Raw genomic sequence first — 15180 nt, 5'->3', positions numbered from 1 at the left:
CGTATGCAAACTCAGCCGGCGATGCGGTCGAGGTCGATCTCGCCTTCGAAAACCGTCGCGGCGGGTCCGGCCATGAAAAGCGGCGCGGATTCGTCGCGTGCACCGTCCCAGCCGATGGTGAGCGTGCCGCCGTGCGTCTCGACGCGCACCGGCGTGTCGAGCACGCCGCGCCGGATGCCTGCCGCCACCGCCGCGCACGCGCCCGTGCCGCACGCGAGCGTTTCGCCCGCGCCGCGTTCGTAGACGCGCAGCTTGACCGAATGACGATCGACGATCTGCATGAAGCCCGCGTTGACACGCTTCGGAAAGCGCGCGTGACGCTCGATCAGCGGACCTTCGACGAGCACGGGATACGCTTCTACGTCATCCACGATCTGCACGGCGTGCGGATTGCCCATCGAGACGACGGAAATCCAGCGCGGTTCATTCGCATAGCCGTTCAGATCGAGCGGCCAGAGCGTGTCGTTGCCTTCGTTGCGGCCTTCGAGACCGTGCGCGTCGAAAGGCACTTCGGGCGCATGAAACACCGGCGTACTCATGTCGACCGTCACTTCGCCATTGGCTTGCATGGTCAGCGTGATGACGCCGTTTTGCACCTGCACGCGCACGGTTGCAGCGTCGGTCAGCTTGCGGTCGCGCACGAACTTCACGAAGCAGCGCGCGCCGTTGCCGCAATGTTCGACCTCGCCGCCGTCGCAATTGAAGATGCGGTATTTGAAATCGACGCCCTCGATGGTCGGCTTTTCCACCAGCAGCAACTGGTCCGCGCCCACGCCGAAATGACGGTCGGCGAGCGCACGCACTTGCTGCGCGCTCAGATCGAGCGCCTGCGTGTAGCCGTCGAGCACGACGAAGTCGTTGCCCGCGCCTTGCATCTTGGTGAATTTGAGTTTCATGGCGCTATTGTATGTGAGCCTCACCGTCACGTTTCATGACGTTTCGCGACGATCTGCGCCACCACGGCGCCATGCGCGCTCAATAGAAGCCCGGCTCGCCCGGCGGACGCGTTTTGAAACGCTTGTGCACCCAGTAATACTGCTCCGGTATGTGCGGAATCTGCTCTTCGAGGAATTCGTTCATGCGGCGCGCGTCGGCTTCGTCGTCGCCAGTGGGGTAGTTCTGCCACGGCTCGAAAATCTTCAGCCGATATCCCTTGTAGTTCGGCAGCACCTCGCCGATGAACGGCACCACTTGCGCCTTGCCCGCTTTCGCCAGCCGGCCGACGGCCGTCAACGTACACGCCTGAATGCCGAAGAACGGCACGAAGGTGGAATTGCGCATGCCGTAGTCCATGTCCGCGCCGAGCATCACCGGTTTGCGGTCGCGCAGCCAGCGCAGCACGATACGCGCGCTGTCCGCACGGCTCGCCATGTCCGCGCCGAAGCGAGCGCGCTGCGCTTTCGCGATTTCCTCGACCTGCGGATTCGAGAACGGTTGATACAGCGACCCGCATTGCCGATGCAGCGAGTAGTTCAGAAAGATCGATCCCGCCTCGATGCCGACGAAATGCAGGCCGAGAAAGAGCGTGGGCGGCAGGTTCGGGTCGGAGAGATCGACGGCGCTGTCCACCTCGATCAGTTTTTCGAGTTTCTTGGCCGAGCCGAACCACTGCACGCTGCGCTCCACATAGCTGCGGATGGCGTGGCGGAAATGCTGCTGCGCAACTTCCTCGCGGCGCTCGGGCGACCAGTCCGGAAAGCAGAGCGCGAGGTTCGTATGTACGATGCGCTTGCGTCTGCTCGGGATCTGATAGAGCAGCCAGCCGAGTCCGTCGCCGAAACGTGCCGTGATGCCGTAAGGGATGAGCGCCAGAAACTTGAGGAAGCCGAAGGCGAGCGCCACGCCAATGCGCCCTAACATGAGGTGCTCCAGCGAACAGACGGAGGTGAACTATGGACAGAAGATTGTTTCGGGACGAATGGGGACAAGCGTTCGGCTCAGTAAAAACACGGGAAACCGGTATAATAAGACCTTCGCCGAGTTAATGGACAACTTGCGGGGCGAAGCGCCGGCCTTCATGCAATCTGTGGAGAAGGGCTGGAGTTTAATGACATCCGCTAAAGCGTCGCCGCTTCAGACTCCGAACGAAGTCGGCTACGTGAGCAAACCACAACGTACTTTAATTGGAGTCTGAAGCGTGTCGAACGACTATCTGTTTACATCCGAATCCGTTTCCGAAGGCCACCCGGACAAGGTCGCCGATCAAATCTCCGACGCCATCCTCGACGCAATCCTGAGTCAGGACAAATACTCGCGCGTCGCAGCGGAAACGCTCTGTAACACCGGCCTCGTCGTCCTCGCGGGCGAAATCACCACGACGGCCAATGTCGACTACATCCAGGTTGCGCGCGACACCATCAAGCGCATTGGCTACGACAACACCGACTACGGTATCGACTATCGCGGCTGCGCGGTGCTCGTCGCTTACGACAAGCAGTCGCCGGATATCGCGCAAGGCGTGAACAAGGCGCACGACAACAACCTCGATCAAGGCGCGGGCGACCAGGGCCTGATGTTCGGCTACGCATGCGACGAAACGCCCGAACTCATGCCGCTGCCTATCCACCTTTCGCATCGTCTGGTCGAGCGTCAGGCGAACTTGCGTCGCGACGGCCGTCTGCCGTGGCTGCGTCCGGACGCGAAGTCGCAAGTCACCGTGCGTTATGTCGATGGCCGTCCGCATTCCATCGACACCGTCGTGCTTTCCACGCAGCACGCACCGGACATCGATCTCTCGGACCTGCGCGAAGCCGTGATCGAGGAAGTCGTCAAGCCGACGTTGCCGGCGGATCTCATCAAGGGCGACATCAAGTTCCTGGTGAATCCCACGGGCCGCTTCGTCATCGGCGGTCCGCAAGGCGACTGCGGTCTGACGGGCCGCAAGATTATCGTGGATACCTACGGCGGCGCAGCCCCTCACGGCGGCGGCGCGTTTTCGGGTAAGGACCCGTCCAAGGTCGACCGCTCGGCTGCCTACGCCGGCCGCTATGTCGCGAAGAACATCGTGGCAGCGGGCCTGGCCTCGCGTTGCCTGATTCAGGTGTCGTACGCTATTGGCGTGGCGCGCCCGACTTCGGTCATGGTCAACACGTTCGGCACGGGCCGCGTGTCGGATGCCGAGATCACGAAGCTCGTGCTCGAACACTTCGACCTGCGTCCGAAGGGCATCATTCAGATGCTGGATCTGCTGCGTCCGATCTACGAGAAGTCGGCAGCTTATGGCCACTTCGGCCGCGAAGAGCCGGAATTCACGTGGGAAGCCACCGACAAGGCTCTCACGCTCGCGGAAGCCGCAGGCACGGAACCGGTCGCGAGCGTCGCATAAAGCGTCGTATTGGTTCGGCAGGCAAAACGAAAACCGGCAAGCATCGCGCTTGCCGGTTTTTTTTGTGCGTCGCTTTTATCGAAGCCCGCCGTGCGGGCCTTCAGCGTGCCGCGAATGCATACCAACCCGCGCTGCTAGCGGAAATGCGTCGCGGACGGCGGCTCGTATGCGCCGCCGCCTGAGGCTTCGGCAGTGCGGGCGCGCGGGCTTGCATCGGACGGCGCAGCAGCGCTCTCAACGACACCTTGCGCGATGCCGTGCGCGCGCGAAGACTGAAGAAGAAGCCGCGAAACCACGAGCGAATGCCAACGACCGGATGCACGTGCATGAGCTGTTCCGCGAGCGCTTGAGTGCGCGCGGAATGGTGCCGCAGTGCGCGAACCACGCCGCGTCGGGCCGGGCGCGCGGCGTGTGAGGCAACTCGGGTCAGGCCGGAAGCGATTCGGTGGTTCATATCGGGAAGAGTCGGTTGCATGGAGGCAACTCGACGATAGTCGTCTCAAAAATAGCGATCAACGGATTCGGTCCAACGAGCCTGCGGAAGTTGCACCGAATTGATGCAGGCAATGTACAGGACCATTATTACTCCGGTAAGTCCGCGTTTTCCCTGCTGAATGCCGGACGAAACGCCGGTCGCGCCGTTAAAGCGCAGGCCGAACGGGCTTTAGCCGCGCGTGAGATTTACAATCGTGCTATTCGCCCGGATGCCGGGTATTGCGATGGTTGAATGAAGTCACGTGAAGCCGTCGAGGTAAGAACTGAAATGTCCGAACACAATCCGCTTCAATCGAAATCAGAACAAGTGCGCGAATTGCGCAAGACGGGCTTCGTCGTCGTCAAGGGGCTGGTGCCTGAAGCGCGCTGCCAAGCGTTACGCGAAGTTGCGCGCCGCCAGTTGGCGGAGGCGGCGACGCCGCTCGAATTCGAAGCCGATCTGAAATACCCCGGCGCGCCCGATTCCCGGGACGCGCCCGGCGGACACACCGTGCGCCGTCTGCTTGACGCCTACGTGCGTGATCCGCTCTTCGCCGAGTTTGCGACATCGCCCGAGATTCGCGGCTGGATGGAGTTGTACTTCGGCGAAACGCCGTACCTTTCGCGTGCGCATCACAACTGCGTAATGACGAAGCATCCCGCTTACGGCAGCCTCACCGGCTGGCATCGCGACGTGCGTTACTGGGGCTTCGAGCGCGACGATCTGGTTTCGACATGGCTCGCAATCGGCGATGAAACCGTCGACAACGGCGCGCTCTGGTTCGTGCCGGGCTCGCACAAGCTGCCGTTCACGTCCGACCGCTTCGATGAAGCAAAATTCTTCCGCTCCGACCTGCCCGAAAACGCCGCGCTGATCCGCACGGCGGTCTCGCCCGCGCTCGAACCCGGCGATGTCGTGTTCTTCCACTGCAATACGCTGCATTCGGCGGGCAAAAACCTCAGCGATAAGGTGAAATTCTCGCTCGTATACACGTATCACGGCGCGAGTAACGTGCCGTTGCCAGGCACGCGGTCGGCCGCGAAACCGGAAGTGCCGCTCGTCTGAGCGCGTTTTGCGTCTTATCGGCGGGATGATGGCAGAGCAAGGCCGATCATTCCCGCGAGCGTTGCCACGACGCCGCCCGCGAGCAGCCAGATAGTCTTGTTCGTGGGCGAGCCGGTGAAAAAGCGCGATACGTCGTTACTCAACGAATGAAACGACTGGCCGCCGAAATAAAGCAGCACGATGCCGCCGACAATCAACGCAACGGAAATCGCTCGGGTCATGGGCCAGTCTCGCGGAAGGTAAGGCGCGACAGGTTATTCAATCTTCTCGCTCGCGTCCAGTCGTCCCGGTTTCAGGTGATCTGCTCGCGCGTCAGCGGCTGAATCTTGCGCAGCAATTCGGCCTGCACGCTCGCGTGATCGCTCGCGCGCGTCCATGCGCCCACGTTGAACTTGACGCCGGTGTCGGTGTAATCCGTTACCGCGATCCACGGCGCGGACGGCGCTTCCTGCACGATACGCGGATCTTCGCTCACGAGCCGGCGCAATTCCTCAAGCACATGTTCGACCTTCTGACCGTGCGCCACCTGAAAGTTGAGCACCACGCGGCGGCGTTCGTTCGCGCTGTAGTTGGTGATGGGATTCGCCCAGATCGTGCTGTTCGGCACGAACATGACGATGCCGTCGGCCTTGGTGAGGCGCGTGGTGAAGAGACCGATCTCGTTCACGGTTCCCGCCGTGGTGCCGACGCCCTCGATGTAATCGCCCACGCGGAACGGGCGCAGCAACAACAGCATCAGTCCCGCCGCGATGTTCTGCAGCGTGCCCTGCAACGCCAGGCCAATAGCCAGTCCGGCCGCGCCGAGCACGGTCAGGATACTCGCCGCCGCGATGCCGAACTTGCCGAGCGCGGCGACGATGGCGACTACGCGAATGGCCCACATCGCCACGCTGGCGAGCACCGGCGTGAGCGTGGCGTCGATATGCGTGCGCCCGAGCGTGCGCCGCAGCGCGTTGGCGACGAAGTTCGAAATCCACCATCCGACGGCGAGGATCAGGATCGCCATGAGGAAGTCGATGCCATACGTCACGGCAAGGGCTAACAGGGAATCGTAGGCAGGGCGCAGCTTATCGATAGAGTTCATCGGTCAGATTCCTTCATTTGGGATTTGCATTGGTCTGGCGTCGGACCAGAACGTTCCCGCATAGGCCGTCCGGACGAGGGTCGTACGGCTTGCGGCGGATTGGCTTAACATTGTCGGCCTCGACCGGCGGAGCGGCGAGCACGTGCCGCACAACGCCCGAACGCAGTCCCCGAAACCGATTCAGTCAACCAGCACGCAAAGGGAATTCGATATGGCATACGAAGCAGCTTCCGAGCGTTATACGCAGATGCAATACCGCACGTGCGGCAAGAGCGGATTGAAACTTCCTGCGTTGTCTCTTGGTCTGTGGCACAACTTCGGCGATACCACGCCCATCTCGACGCAACGCGAAATTCTGCGCACGGCATTCGATCTCGGCGTCACGCACTTCGATCTCGCCAACAACTACGGCCCGCCGTATGGCAGCGCGGAAACGAACTTCGGCCGGATCTTCAAGGACGACTTCCGGCCGTATCGCGATGAGTTGCTGATTTCGTCGAAGGCCGGCTGGGACATGTGGCCGGGACCTTACGGCAACGGCGGCGGTTCGCGCAAGTATGTGCTCGCGAGTCTGGATCAAAGCCTGAAGCGCATGGGCCTCGATTACGTCGATATTTTCTACTCGCATCGTTTCGATGCGGACACGCCGCTCGAAGAAACCGCTGGCGCGCTCGCCACCGCCGTTCATTCGGGCAAGGCGCTGTATGTCGGCATTTCGTCGTATTCGGCGTCGAAGACGCGCGAAATGGCGCGCTTGCTGGCCGAGCACAAGGTGCCGCTCTTGATCCATCAGCCGTCGTACAACATGCTGAATCGCTGGATCGAACACGAACTGCTCGATACGCTCGACGATCTCGGCACCGGCAGCATCGCGTTCACGCCGCTCGCGCAGGGCTTGCTTACGAGCAAGTATTTGAACGGCGTGCCGCAGGATGCGCGCGTGAACAAGGCGGGCGGCGGATCGCTCAAGCAGGAGCATTTGAGCGACGAGAATCTGGCGCATGTGCGCAAGCTCAACGAACTCGCGGAACGTCGCGGTCAAAGCCTCGCGCAGATGGCGCTTGCATGGGCGTTGCGCGGTGGCCGTGTGACTTCGGTGCTGATCGGCGCGAGCCGCGCGGAACAGGTCGTCGAGAACGTCGCCGCGCTGAAGAATCTGGAGTTCAGCGCAGAGGAACTCGCCGAGATCGACAAGCATGCGCAGGAAGGCGGCGTGAATCTGTGGGAGAAGCCGTCGACGGATCAACGCATCTGATCGCGTCGTCCCGCCGTTGTCCCGGCCCGACCGTCAGAAGGGTATTTTGGGATAATTGCGGAATCCGTTGCTATCATGCGGGCTCGGCGGCTTTTTGGCTGTGATTTGCGGCGTGTTCGACGCGCGTCTCCCGTTCTTCGCAATCATTCGCCAGGCCGGGCAGCCAGGTGCGCGCCGTCCCGCAAAGTCCCAAGCGCGTCCAGCCAGTCTCTATGCCGCACGGCCGCGACACGACGGCAAATGTCGATCGGGTTAAAATGCTCGATTGCGCCGGGTTGTCCGGCTGGGTTGTCTGGTTTGCGCGCGTGCTTCGGCTCAAGTCTTGAGCAGGCCGCGTGATACCGAAGCGCCGACATCAGCCCATACGATCGTCCTTTTGCGTAGTTAAGCGCGGCAAAGTCTTTTCGATGCCCGTTCCCGCCAGAGCATTCGGCTGGCGGCGAGCGGCACCGCGTCATCGCATCATCGTTCTCGCACAGTCCAAGAAGCCATGAGCAACCTTAATTCTCAAACCGTTCTGAGCGTCCACCACTGGACCGACACGCTCTTCAGTTTCACCTGCACTCGCGATTCGTCGTTCCGCTTCGAGAACGGTCAGTTCACGATGGTGGGCCTCGAAGTCGAAGGCAAGCCGCTCTTGCGCGCCTATAGCCTCGCGAGCGCGAACTACGAAGAGCATCTCGAATTCTTGAGCATCAAGGTGCCGGACGGCCCCCTGACGTCGCGCCTTCAGCATTTGAAAGTGGGCGACCCCGTGTTGATCGGCAAGAAGCCGACGGGCACGCTCGTCGCCGACAACTTGTTGCCGGGCAAAACGCTGTGGCTGCTTTCGACGGGCACGGGCCTCGCGCCTTTCATGTCGATCATCAAGGACCCGGACGTCTACGACCGCTTCGACAAGATCGTGCTGACGCACACGTGCCGTTTCGTCGATGAACTCGCGTACAAGGACTTCATCACCGAGCACTTGCCAGGCGCACGAGCATATCGGCGAGATCGTGTCGGAGAAGCTCGTGTACTACCCGACCGTCACGCGTGAAGAGTTCGCGAATCGCGGCCGGATCACCGACCTGATCGAAACGAAGAAGCTGTTCGCGGATTTGTCGGTCGATCCGTTCTCGGTCGAAAACGACCGCGTGATGCTTTGCGGCAGCCCGCACATGCTGCGCGACACGCGCGAGTTGCTCGACAGCCTTGGCTTCAAGGAAGGCAGCAACAATCATCCGGGACATTACGTGGTGGAAAAGGCTTTCGTCGGCTGATTCGACTGCTGTTTGTCCTGTCGGGAAAACCGGTGCTTTCGTGCGCCGGTTTTTTTTCGCCCCGATTCGCCGGGGCATTGTTACAAATTGGCGGCCTGTGGCCACGACGCCGGGTCGTCAGCGAATAGTGGCAATGGTTACCAAACGACATGAGGTTCACGTCTGAAAGCCTTGTCCGACATGGCTTTATGATAATTTTGAGATATGATTCCGCAACGCTCAGACGGATGACGGAACGATATCGTCCGTCGTCGATGTTACGGAGTGTAAATTTAGTTACGCCGCATGCGTCTTCTGGCGACGTAGCTCTAGTTGCGCTCACTTGGGAGACATTGAATGAACTCGTCGGCCAGAATTCCGCCTGAAACATACAAGGCGCCGCGCGCGTCCGCTTCGCTAGTCTCCGTGCCGATCGACGCACGCCTCAAGAGCGATCACCGAGTGCGCAGTCTCGCGGCGCGCATCGACGAACTCATCACGCAACTGGCTGCCATCGAAGCGCACACGCGCGGCACGCTCGCGCAAGACCTGCACGACGAGATGGGCGCCGTGCTGACCGCCGCCAACCTGGCGATATCCCGCGCGCAATACTGGCTTCCCGCCAATGCCCCCGCCGCTTGCGCCGATGCGCTTCGCCAAGCGCGCGACTGTATCGCGGAAGCAGGCGAAGCGAGTCATCGAATCGTCGAGAATTTGCAAGCGCCGCCCTTCGACACGGGTTTCACCACCGGACTTGCCGACTGGATCGCCACCTTCGGTGCGCGTGCCGCCATTCATGTCGATTTCGTCTGCCCCGACGATTCCCGCTTCGACGATCTCCCGCCCGGTCTCGCCGTCGCGCTTTTACGCGTGATGCAGGAAGCGTTGACCAATGTCGCGCGCCACGCCCGGGCGACGCGCGCGCGGGTTAGCGTCGAGCGTGACGCGCAAGGCGTGACGCTCGTCATCGACGATGACGGAATCGGCATGACGCCTGCCGCGCGTCGCAAGACCGGCCGCTTCGGCCTGCCCGGCATGCGTGCGCGATGCGAGGCGTTCGGCGGCAGCATGCGCGTCGCTGCATCGGAGATGGGCGGCGTCGCGGTGTACGCGCGCATTCCGCTGGTATGCCCGCCGCGTCCGGTTCGGCGCGCGGCCAACGCCTGAGGCCGCGCATGGCGCTGCGCATCCTGCTCGCCGACGACCACGCCATCGTGCGCCGTGGCGTCGCGCAATTGCTGATCGAGCGCGAGCTGGCCTCGGAGGTGATCGAAGCCGGAACCGGCGTTCAGGCGCTCGCACTCGCCGCGCGCCACGCGCCCGACGTGGCGATGCTCGACATTTCGCTTCCCGATGTAAACGGTCTAGACGTACTCAAGCGCCTGAAGCGCGACATGCCGCGCCTGCCCGTGCTGATGTTTTCGATGCATCGCGAAGATCAATATGCCGTGCGCGCGCTCAAGGCCGGCGCGGCGGGTTATCTCTCGAAGACGGCGGACCCGGCGCTCATGATCGGCGCGATCCAGCAAGTCGCGGCGGGCCGAAAGTACGTGAGCCCGGAAATGGCAGAAGCGCTTGCGAACTACGTTTCGCTTGGTTCGGAACGCATGCCGCACGAGCAACTCTCTGACCGCGAATTCCAGACGCTGTGCATGCTGGCTTCGGGTAAGCGGCTCACGGACATCGCACACGCGCTTTCGCTGTCGGTGAAAACAGTGAGCGTTTATCGGGCGCGCTTACTCGACAAGATGCAGCTTGCGAACAACGCCGAACTGACCTTCTATGTGATGAGCCATCGCCTCATCGACATGAACCCGGCAATAGCGGGCTGAAAAGTCCCGGAATTTATCTTAAACAAGATAAAAAACGAACGATCTGTAAAAATTGCGCAAGGAAAGGGCGTCCCATGCTCGTTCTTTGGGCATGCTTCCAGTCTCCGCTAAACTATCGGGTTTTCCCGAGGTACGGTGCCTTTGAGCGCCTTTAGGAGACTCACCGCAATGTCGTTGTTCCGCAAGAAAAACATCGAGCACATGCTGGGTGCCACCCACAGCACGTCGCTCAAGAAGACTCTGGGCGCGCTCGATCTCACCTTCCTTGGTATTGGCGCCATCATCGGCACCGGCATTTTCGTGCTGACGGGAACCGGCGCCGTGCAAGCCGGCCCGGCGCTCATGGTTTCGTTCATTGTCGCGGCGATTGCGTGCTGTTTCGCGGCGCTTGCCTACGCCGAGTTCTCATCGACTATACCGGTTGCCGGTTCCATCTATACCTATTCGTACGCCACGCTTGGCGAACTGGCTGCGTGGATCATCGGCTGGGATCTGATGCTTGAATACGGGCTTGCCACTTCCGCCGTGTCGGTCGGATGGTCGGGTTATCTGCAATCGCTACTGTCGGGCTTCGGCATCTCGCTGCCGACCGTACTGACCGCCGCGCCCGGCGCGTTGCCCGACCACGTCACCTATTTCAACCTGCCCGCATTTCTGGTGATGATGGCGATCACCGCGCTCTTGTCGGTCGGCGTGAAGGAATCCACGCGCGTGAACAACATCATGGTCGCGATCAAGGTGACCGTCGTGTTGCTGGTGATCGCCGTCGGCGTGTTTCATGTGACGCCTGCCAACTGGCATCCGTTCATGCCGAATGGCTGGTCGGGCGTGTTCGGCGCGGCGGCGGTGATGTTCTTCGCGTTCATCGGTTTCGATTCGGTGTCGTCCGCCGCCGAGGAGGTGAAGAACCCGAAGCGCGATCTGCCGATCGGCATCATTTCGTCGCTGGCCGTGTGCGCGGTGTTGTATGTCGCCGTCGCGGCGGTCGTGACGGGCATCGTGCCGTCGGCGCAGTTCGCGGGCGTTTCGCATCCGGTTTCGTATGCGCTGCAAGTGGTCGGACAGAACTGGGTCGCGGGTTTCATCGACTTAGGCGCGGTGCTCGGCATGCTCACCGTGATCCTCGTCATGAGCTACGGCCAGACGCGCATCATCTACGCGATGTCGCGCGACGGGCTCTTGCCCGCGCGGCTCTCGAAAGTTCATCCGCGTTATTCGACGCCTTTCTTTACCACTTGGCTCGTCGGCATTTTCTTCGGGCTGATCGGCGCGCTCGTGCCGCTCAACGTGCTGGCGGAGCTCATCAACATCGGCACGCTCGCGGCGTTCTCGATGGTATCCATCGCCGTGCTGATCCTGCGCCGCACGCATCCCGACCTGCCGCGCGCGTTCCGCTGTCCTGGCGTGCCGGTGGTGCCCATTCTCGCGGTGGCGTCGTGCCTGTTTCTCATGCTCAATCTCAAGGCGATGACGTGGGTCGCGTTCGTCGTTTGGCTCGTGATCGGCCTCGCGATTTATTTCGTCTACTCGCGCCGGCATTCGGTGCTCGGTCGCGCGCAGGCTTCGAAAAACGTGCTGTAAGGCGTCTTGCGCGCCGGTTGCATGAACGCCGCCTTCGGGCGGCGTTTTTCTTTTCAGAGCCGCAAGCGAAGACGAGCGCAGACAGGCAAACGCATCCACCGGCAAGTAAGCCCAATAGCTACGCTCGCCGATTTGTGCTTTACTCGGCTCTGCAAACATGAACGCGCATCACACGATTTCCCAGCCAAACGCTCACAGCAGCAGGTCGGCAGGTTCAGGACGTGGTTGACGTGAGTGGCGAAGCAAGCGAGTGGCGTAAGGCTGGTCCATCCCCACAGCAGTCGGTCTGCCGTGACCGGAATAGAAGCGGATAGCTTCGCTTCGAGTCGTCGCAGAGAAACTGCACGAGGCCCGCGTATGGAGCAAAAAAGCTCCGGCCGGGTCGCAAAGGAGACAGTAATGACGCTCAGCATCAGCCTGACGGTCAACGGCAAACCCGTGACCGCCAACGTCGAACCGCATCTTCTGCTCGTCCAGTTTCTACGCGAACAACTCAGGCTCACCGGCACGCACATTGGCTGCGATACCGCGCAGTGCGGCGCGTGCACCGTGCATCTCGAAGGGCGCGCGATCAAGTCGTGCAACATCCTCGCCGCGCAGGCCGACGGCATGGCGGTGACGACTATCGAAGGCATGGCGAAAGACGGCGAGCTTCATCCCATGCAGGCGGCCTTCAAGGAATGCCACGGTCTGCAATGCGGTTTCTGTACGCCGGGCATGGTGATGAGCGCGAGCGCACTCGCCGCGCAATCTCCGGATCTCTCCGAAGAGGAAGTGCGCGAGCAGCTCGACGGCAATCTGTGCCGCTGTACGGGCTATCACAACATCGTCAAGGCGGTCCTGCAGGGCGCGCAATCCATGAGGTCGGGCGGCTAGAAACACTAGCTGCGCTCTGTCGATCGATCCGGATTTCGCGCCTATCAAGGAGACCGCGATGAATGCCCCTGAGCAACAGAAACTGATTGGCGCTGGCATCAAGCGCAAGGAAGACTATCGCTTCCTGACGGGTGCCGGCCAGTACACCGACGATGTCGTCCTTCCACAGCAAAGCTACGCCGCGTTCCTGCGCTCGCCTCACGCGCACGCGAAGATTCGCGGTATCGACATGGAAGCGGCCAAGGCTTCGCCGGGCGTGATCGCCATTTTCACGGGCAAGGATCTTGCCGGCGAAAATGTCGGTGGCTTGCCGTGCGGCTGGCTGATCCACAGCACCGATGGCTCGCCGATGAAAGAGCCGCCGCATCCCGTCATCGCGAACGAAAAGGTGCTGCACGTGGGCGATCAGGTCGCGCTCGTGGTCGCCGAATCCATCAAGGAAGCGAAGGACGCGCTCGAACTCATCGAGGTCGATTACGACGTGCTGCCCGCCGCGGTCGATACCGGCAGCGCCGCCGGCGACGGCCAGCCGCAAGTGCACGACAGCGTGCCGAACAACGTCTGCTACAACTGGGGCCACGGCGACAAGGCCAAGACCGACGCCGCCTTCGCGCAGGCCGCGCACGTGACGACGCTCGATATCGTGAACCAGCGCCTCGTGCCGAACGCGATCGAACCGCGCGCCGTCAACGCGAGCTATTCGAAGCACGACGAAAGCTACACGGTCTACGTCGCGAATCAGAACCCGCACGTCGAGCGGCTGCTGATGGCGGCGTTCGTACTGTCGCTGCCGGAATCGAAACTGCGCATCATCGCGCCGGATGTGGGCGGCGGCTTCGGCTCGAAGATTTTCCTGTACCCAGAAGACGTGGCGCTGACGTGGGCGTCGAAGAAAGTCGGGCGTCCGATCAAGTGGACGGCCGAGCGCTCCGAAGCGTTTCTCTCCGACGCGCATGGCCGCGATCACGTCACCAAAGCAGAACTCGCCATCGACAACGACGGCAAGTTTCTCGCGATGCGCGTGCACACGACGGCGAACATGGGCGCGTATCTGTCGACGTTCGCCTCGTCGATTCCGACCGTGCTCTACGCGACCTTGCTCGCCGGCCAATACACCACGCCCGCGATCTACGCCGAAGTCAAAGCGGTCTTCACCAACACCGTTCCCGTCGATGCCTATCGCGGCGCGGGCCGTCCGGAAGCGACCTATGTCGTCGAGCGGCTCGTCGAAACGGCGGCGCGCGAGTTGAATATCGATCCGGTCGAACTGCGCCGCCGCAACTTCATTCGTGAGTTTCCGTACGCGACGCCGGTCGGCCTGACCTACGACGTCGGCGATTACGACGCGTGTCTGAACCGCGCGCTCGAACTCGCGGACGTGCAAGGCTTTGCCATGCGCAAGGCGGAATCGGAGAAAGCGGGCAAGCTGCGCGGCATCGGCTATTCGTGCTATATCGAGGCGTGCGGGCTCGCGCCTTCGAATGTCGCGGGGGCGCTCGGCGCGCGGGCGGGCTTGTTCGAGGCGGGCGAAGTGCGCGTGCATCCGACCGGCTCGGTCACGGTTTTCACCGGCTCGCACAGTCACGGACAAGGGCACGAAACGACCTTCGCGCAAGTGGTCGCGGACCGGCTTGGCGTGGATATCGACAACGTCGAGATCATTCACGGCGACACGGGCCGCATTCCGTTCGGCATGGGCACGTATGGCTCGCGCTCCATTTCGGTCGGCGGCTCGGCGATCATGAAGGCGCTCGACAAGGTGGAAGCGAAGGCCAAGAAGATCGCCGCGCATCTGCTCGAAGCAGCGGTGGAGGACATCGAGTTCAAGAACGGCACGTTCCGCGTGGCGGGCACGGACCGCACGAAGAGTTTCGTCGATGTCTCGCTTGCCGCCTACGTGCCGCACAACTTCCCGCTGGAAACCATGGAGCCGGGGCTGAACGAAAACGCGTTTTACGATCCGACCAACTTTACCTATCCGTCGGGCGCGTATGTCTGCGAAGTGGAAGTCGATCAGGACACGGGCGAAACGCGTATTCAGAAGTTCACGGCGGTCGATGACTTCGGCAACGTGATCAACCCGATGATCGTCGAAGGACAAGTGCATGGCGGGCTCGGCCAGGGAATCGGCCAGGCGATGCTCGAGCGCTGCGTCTACGACGACACCACCGGCCAGTTGCTCTCAGGCTCGTATATGGATTACGCGATGCCGCATGCCATCGACTTGCCGAACTTCACCGTCGAAACCGCGAAGGGCACGCCATGCTCGCACAATCCGCTCGGCGTGAAGGGCTGCGGCGAAGCGGGCGCAATCGGCTCGCCGCCCGCCGTCATCAACGCGATTCTCGATGCCCTCGCGCCGCTCGGCGTGAAGGATTTGCAGATGCCCGCGACGCCCCATCGCGTGTGGTCCGCAATGCACGCCGCCCAACGCGCCTGAACGGAG

General features: G+C 61.9%; 13 protein-coding genes and 1 pseudogene. 9 read left to right on the top strand and 5 right to left on the bottom strand.

Annotation, left to right across the window (positions count from 1 at the left end; translation table 11 throughout):
• Positions 1-11 precede the first annotated feature (11 nt).
• Together dapF and P9292_RS26200 are read right to left on the bottom strand one after the other, a co-directional pair.
• A complete protein-coding gene (gene dapF, locus P9292_RS26205) occupies positions 12-896 on the bottom strand; it encodes a diaminopimelate epimerase (protein WP_250466247.1) in 885 nt (294 codons plus the stop codon).
• Between the two features lie 79 nt (positions 897-975).
• Positions 976-1860, bottom strand: coding sequence for a lipid A biosynthesis lauroyl acyltransferase (locus P9292_RS26200; protein WP_244826664.1), 885 nt, complete (start codon positions 1858-1860; stop codon positions 976-978).
• A 277-nt stretch (positions 1861-2137) separates the two neighbouring features.
• Between P9292_RS26200 and metK the strand changes: the two genes are divergently transcribed.
• Complete coding sequence (gene metK, locus P9292_RS26195) at positions 2138-3325, top strand: methionine adenosyltransferase (RefSeq protein ID WP_309961985.1); 1188 nt, start codon at positions 2138-2140, stop codon at positions 3323-3325.
• Between the two features lie 100 nt (positions 3326-3425).
• On the opposite strand, the gene P9292_RS26190 is transcribed toward metK, so the two are convergent.
• Positions 3426-3710 carry a hypothetical protein gene (locus tag P9292_RS26190; protein ID WP_409015416.1) on the bottom strand — a complete coding sequence of 95 codons (285 nt, stop codon included), beginning with the start codon at positions 3708-3710 and terminating at the stop codon, positions 3426-3428.
• A 378-nt stretch (positions 3711-4088) separates the two neighbouring features.
• On the opposite strand from P9292_RS26190, the gene P9292_RS26185 reads away from it, so the two are divergent.
• A complete protein-coding gene (locus tag P9292_RS26185; RefSeq protein WP_250492864.1) occupies positions 4089-4865 on the top strand; it encodes a phytanoyl-CoA dioxygenase family protein in 777 nt (258 codons plus the stop codon).
• A gap of 14 nt (positions 4866-4879) precedes the next feature.
• Here the strand turns inward: P9292_RS26185 and P9292_RS26180 are convergent, their stop codons facing one another.
• Positions 4880-5086 carry a DUF3185 family protein gene (locus P9292_RS26180; protein WP_244826668.1) on the bottom strand — a complete coding sequence of 69 codons (207 nt, stop codon included), beginning with the start codon at positions 5084-5086 and terminating at the stop codon, positions 4880-4882.
• A gap of 71 nt (positions 5087-5157) precedes the next feature.
• Entirely contained in the window at positions 5158-5949 is a 792-nt protein-coding gene (locus P9292_RS26175) for a mechanosensitive ion channel family protein (protein ID WP_244826669.1), read from the bottom strand.
• A 211-nt stretch (positions 5950-6160) separates the two neighbouring features.
• Between P9292_RS26175 and mgrA the strand changes: the two genes are divergently transcribed.
• The 7 genes and pseudogenes from mgrA (at position 6161) to P9292_RS26140 (ending at position 15174) form a co-directional block, all read left to right on the top strand.
• Complete coding sequence (gene mgrA / locus P9292_RS26170; RefSeq protein WP_244826670.1) at positions 6161-7204, top strand: L-glyceraldehyde 3-phosphate reductase; 1044 nt, start codon at positions 6161-6163, stop codon at positions 7202-7204.
• Between the two features lie 490 nt (positions 7205-7694).
• Positions 7695-8466: pseudogene (locus tag P9292_RS26165) on the top strand (ferredoxin--NADP reductase).
• 336 nt (positions 8467-8802) lie between these two features.
• Positions 8803-9612, top strand: coding sequence for an ATP-binding protein (locus tag P9292_RS26160; RefSeq protein ID WP_309961982.1), 810 nt, complete (start codon positions 8803-8805; stop codon positions 9610-9612).
• Between the two features lie 8 nt (positions 9613-9620).
• Positions 9621-10277, top strand: coding sequence for a response regulator transcription factor (locus tag P9292_RS26155; RefSeq protein WP_250492867.1), 657 nt, complete (start codon positions 9621-9623; stop codon positions 10275-10277).
• A 168-nt stretch (positions 10278-10445) separates the two neighbouring features.
• Entirely contained in the window at positions 10446-11858 is a 1413-nt protein-coding gene (locus P9292_RS26150) for an amino acid permease (RefSeq protein ID WP_309961980.1), read from the top strand.
• A gap of 399 nt (positions 11859-12257) precedes the next feature.
• Positions 12258-12734 (top strand): (2Fe-2S)-binding protein, encoded by a 477-nt coding sequence (locus P9292_RS26145; RefSeq protein ID WP_244826675.1) that lies wholly within the window; start codon positions 12258-12260, stop codon positions 12732-12734.
• A gap of 58 nt (positions 12735-12792) precedes the next feature.
• Positions 12793-15174 (top strand): xanthine dehydrogenase family protein molybdopterin-binding subunit, encoded by a 2382-nt coding sequence (locus tag P9292_RS26140; RefSeq protein ID WP_309961977.1) that lies wholly within the window; start codon positions 12793-12795, stop codon positions 15172-15174.
• Positions 15175-15180 lie beyond the last annotated feature (6 nt).

Origin of the sequence: Caballeronia sp. LZ001 (assembly GCF_031450875.1) — a bacterium.
GTDB lineage: Bacteria > Pseudomonadota > Gammaproteobacteria > Burkholderiales > Burkholderiaceae > Caballeronia.
The sequence above is the reverse complement of the archived record's forward strand: the minus strand, read 5'-3'. Positions and strand labels throughout refer to the sequence as shown.

Bases quoted from the DNA above. Each gene is read 5' to 3' on its own strand.
- dapF (WP_250466247.1), bottom strand. From the start codon at position 896: ATGAAACTCAAATTCACCAAGATGCAAGGCGCGGGCAACGACTTCGTC.
- P9292_RS26200 (WP_244826664.1), bottom strand. From the start codon at position 1,860: ATGTTAGGGCGCATTGGCGTGGCGCTCGCCTTCGGCTTCCTCAAGTTT.
- P9292_RS26185 (WP_250492864.1), top strand. From the start codon at position 4,089: ATGTCCGAACACAATCCGCTTCAATCGAAATCAGAACAAGTGCGCGAA.
- P9292_RS26180 (WP_244826668.1), bottom strand. From the start codon at position 5,086: ATGACCCGAGCGATTTCCGTTGCGTTGATTGTCGGCGGCATCGTGCTG.
- P9292_RS26175 (WP_244826669.1), bottom strand. From the start codon at position 5,949: ATGAACTCTATCGATAAGCTGCGCCCTGCCTACGATTCCCTGTTAGCC.
- mgrA (WP_244826670.1), top strand. From the start codon at position 6,161: ATGGCATACGAAGCAGCTTCCGAGCGTTATACGCAGATGCAATACCGC.
- P9292_RS26160 (WP_309961982.1), top strand. From the start codon at position 8,803: ATGAACTCGTCGGCCAGAATTCCGCCTGAAACATACAAGGCGCCGCGC.
- P9292_RS26155 (WP_250492867.1), top strand. From the start codon at position 9,621: ATGGCGCTGCGCATCCTGCTCGCCGACGACCACGCCATCGTGCGCCGT.
- P9292_RS26150 (WP_309961980.1), top strand. From the start codon at position 10,446: ATGTCGTTGTTCCGCAAGAAAAACATCGAGCACATGCTGGGTGCCACC.
- P9292_RS26145 (WP_244826675.1), top strand. From the start codon at position 12,258: ATGACGCTCAGCATCAGCCTGACGGTCAACGGCAAACCCGTGACCGCC.
- P9292_RS26140 (WP_309961977.1), top strand. From the start codon at position 12,793: ATGAATGCCCCTGAGCAACAGAAACTGATTGGCGCTGGCATCAAGCGC.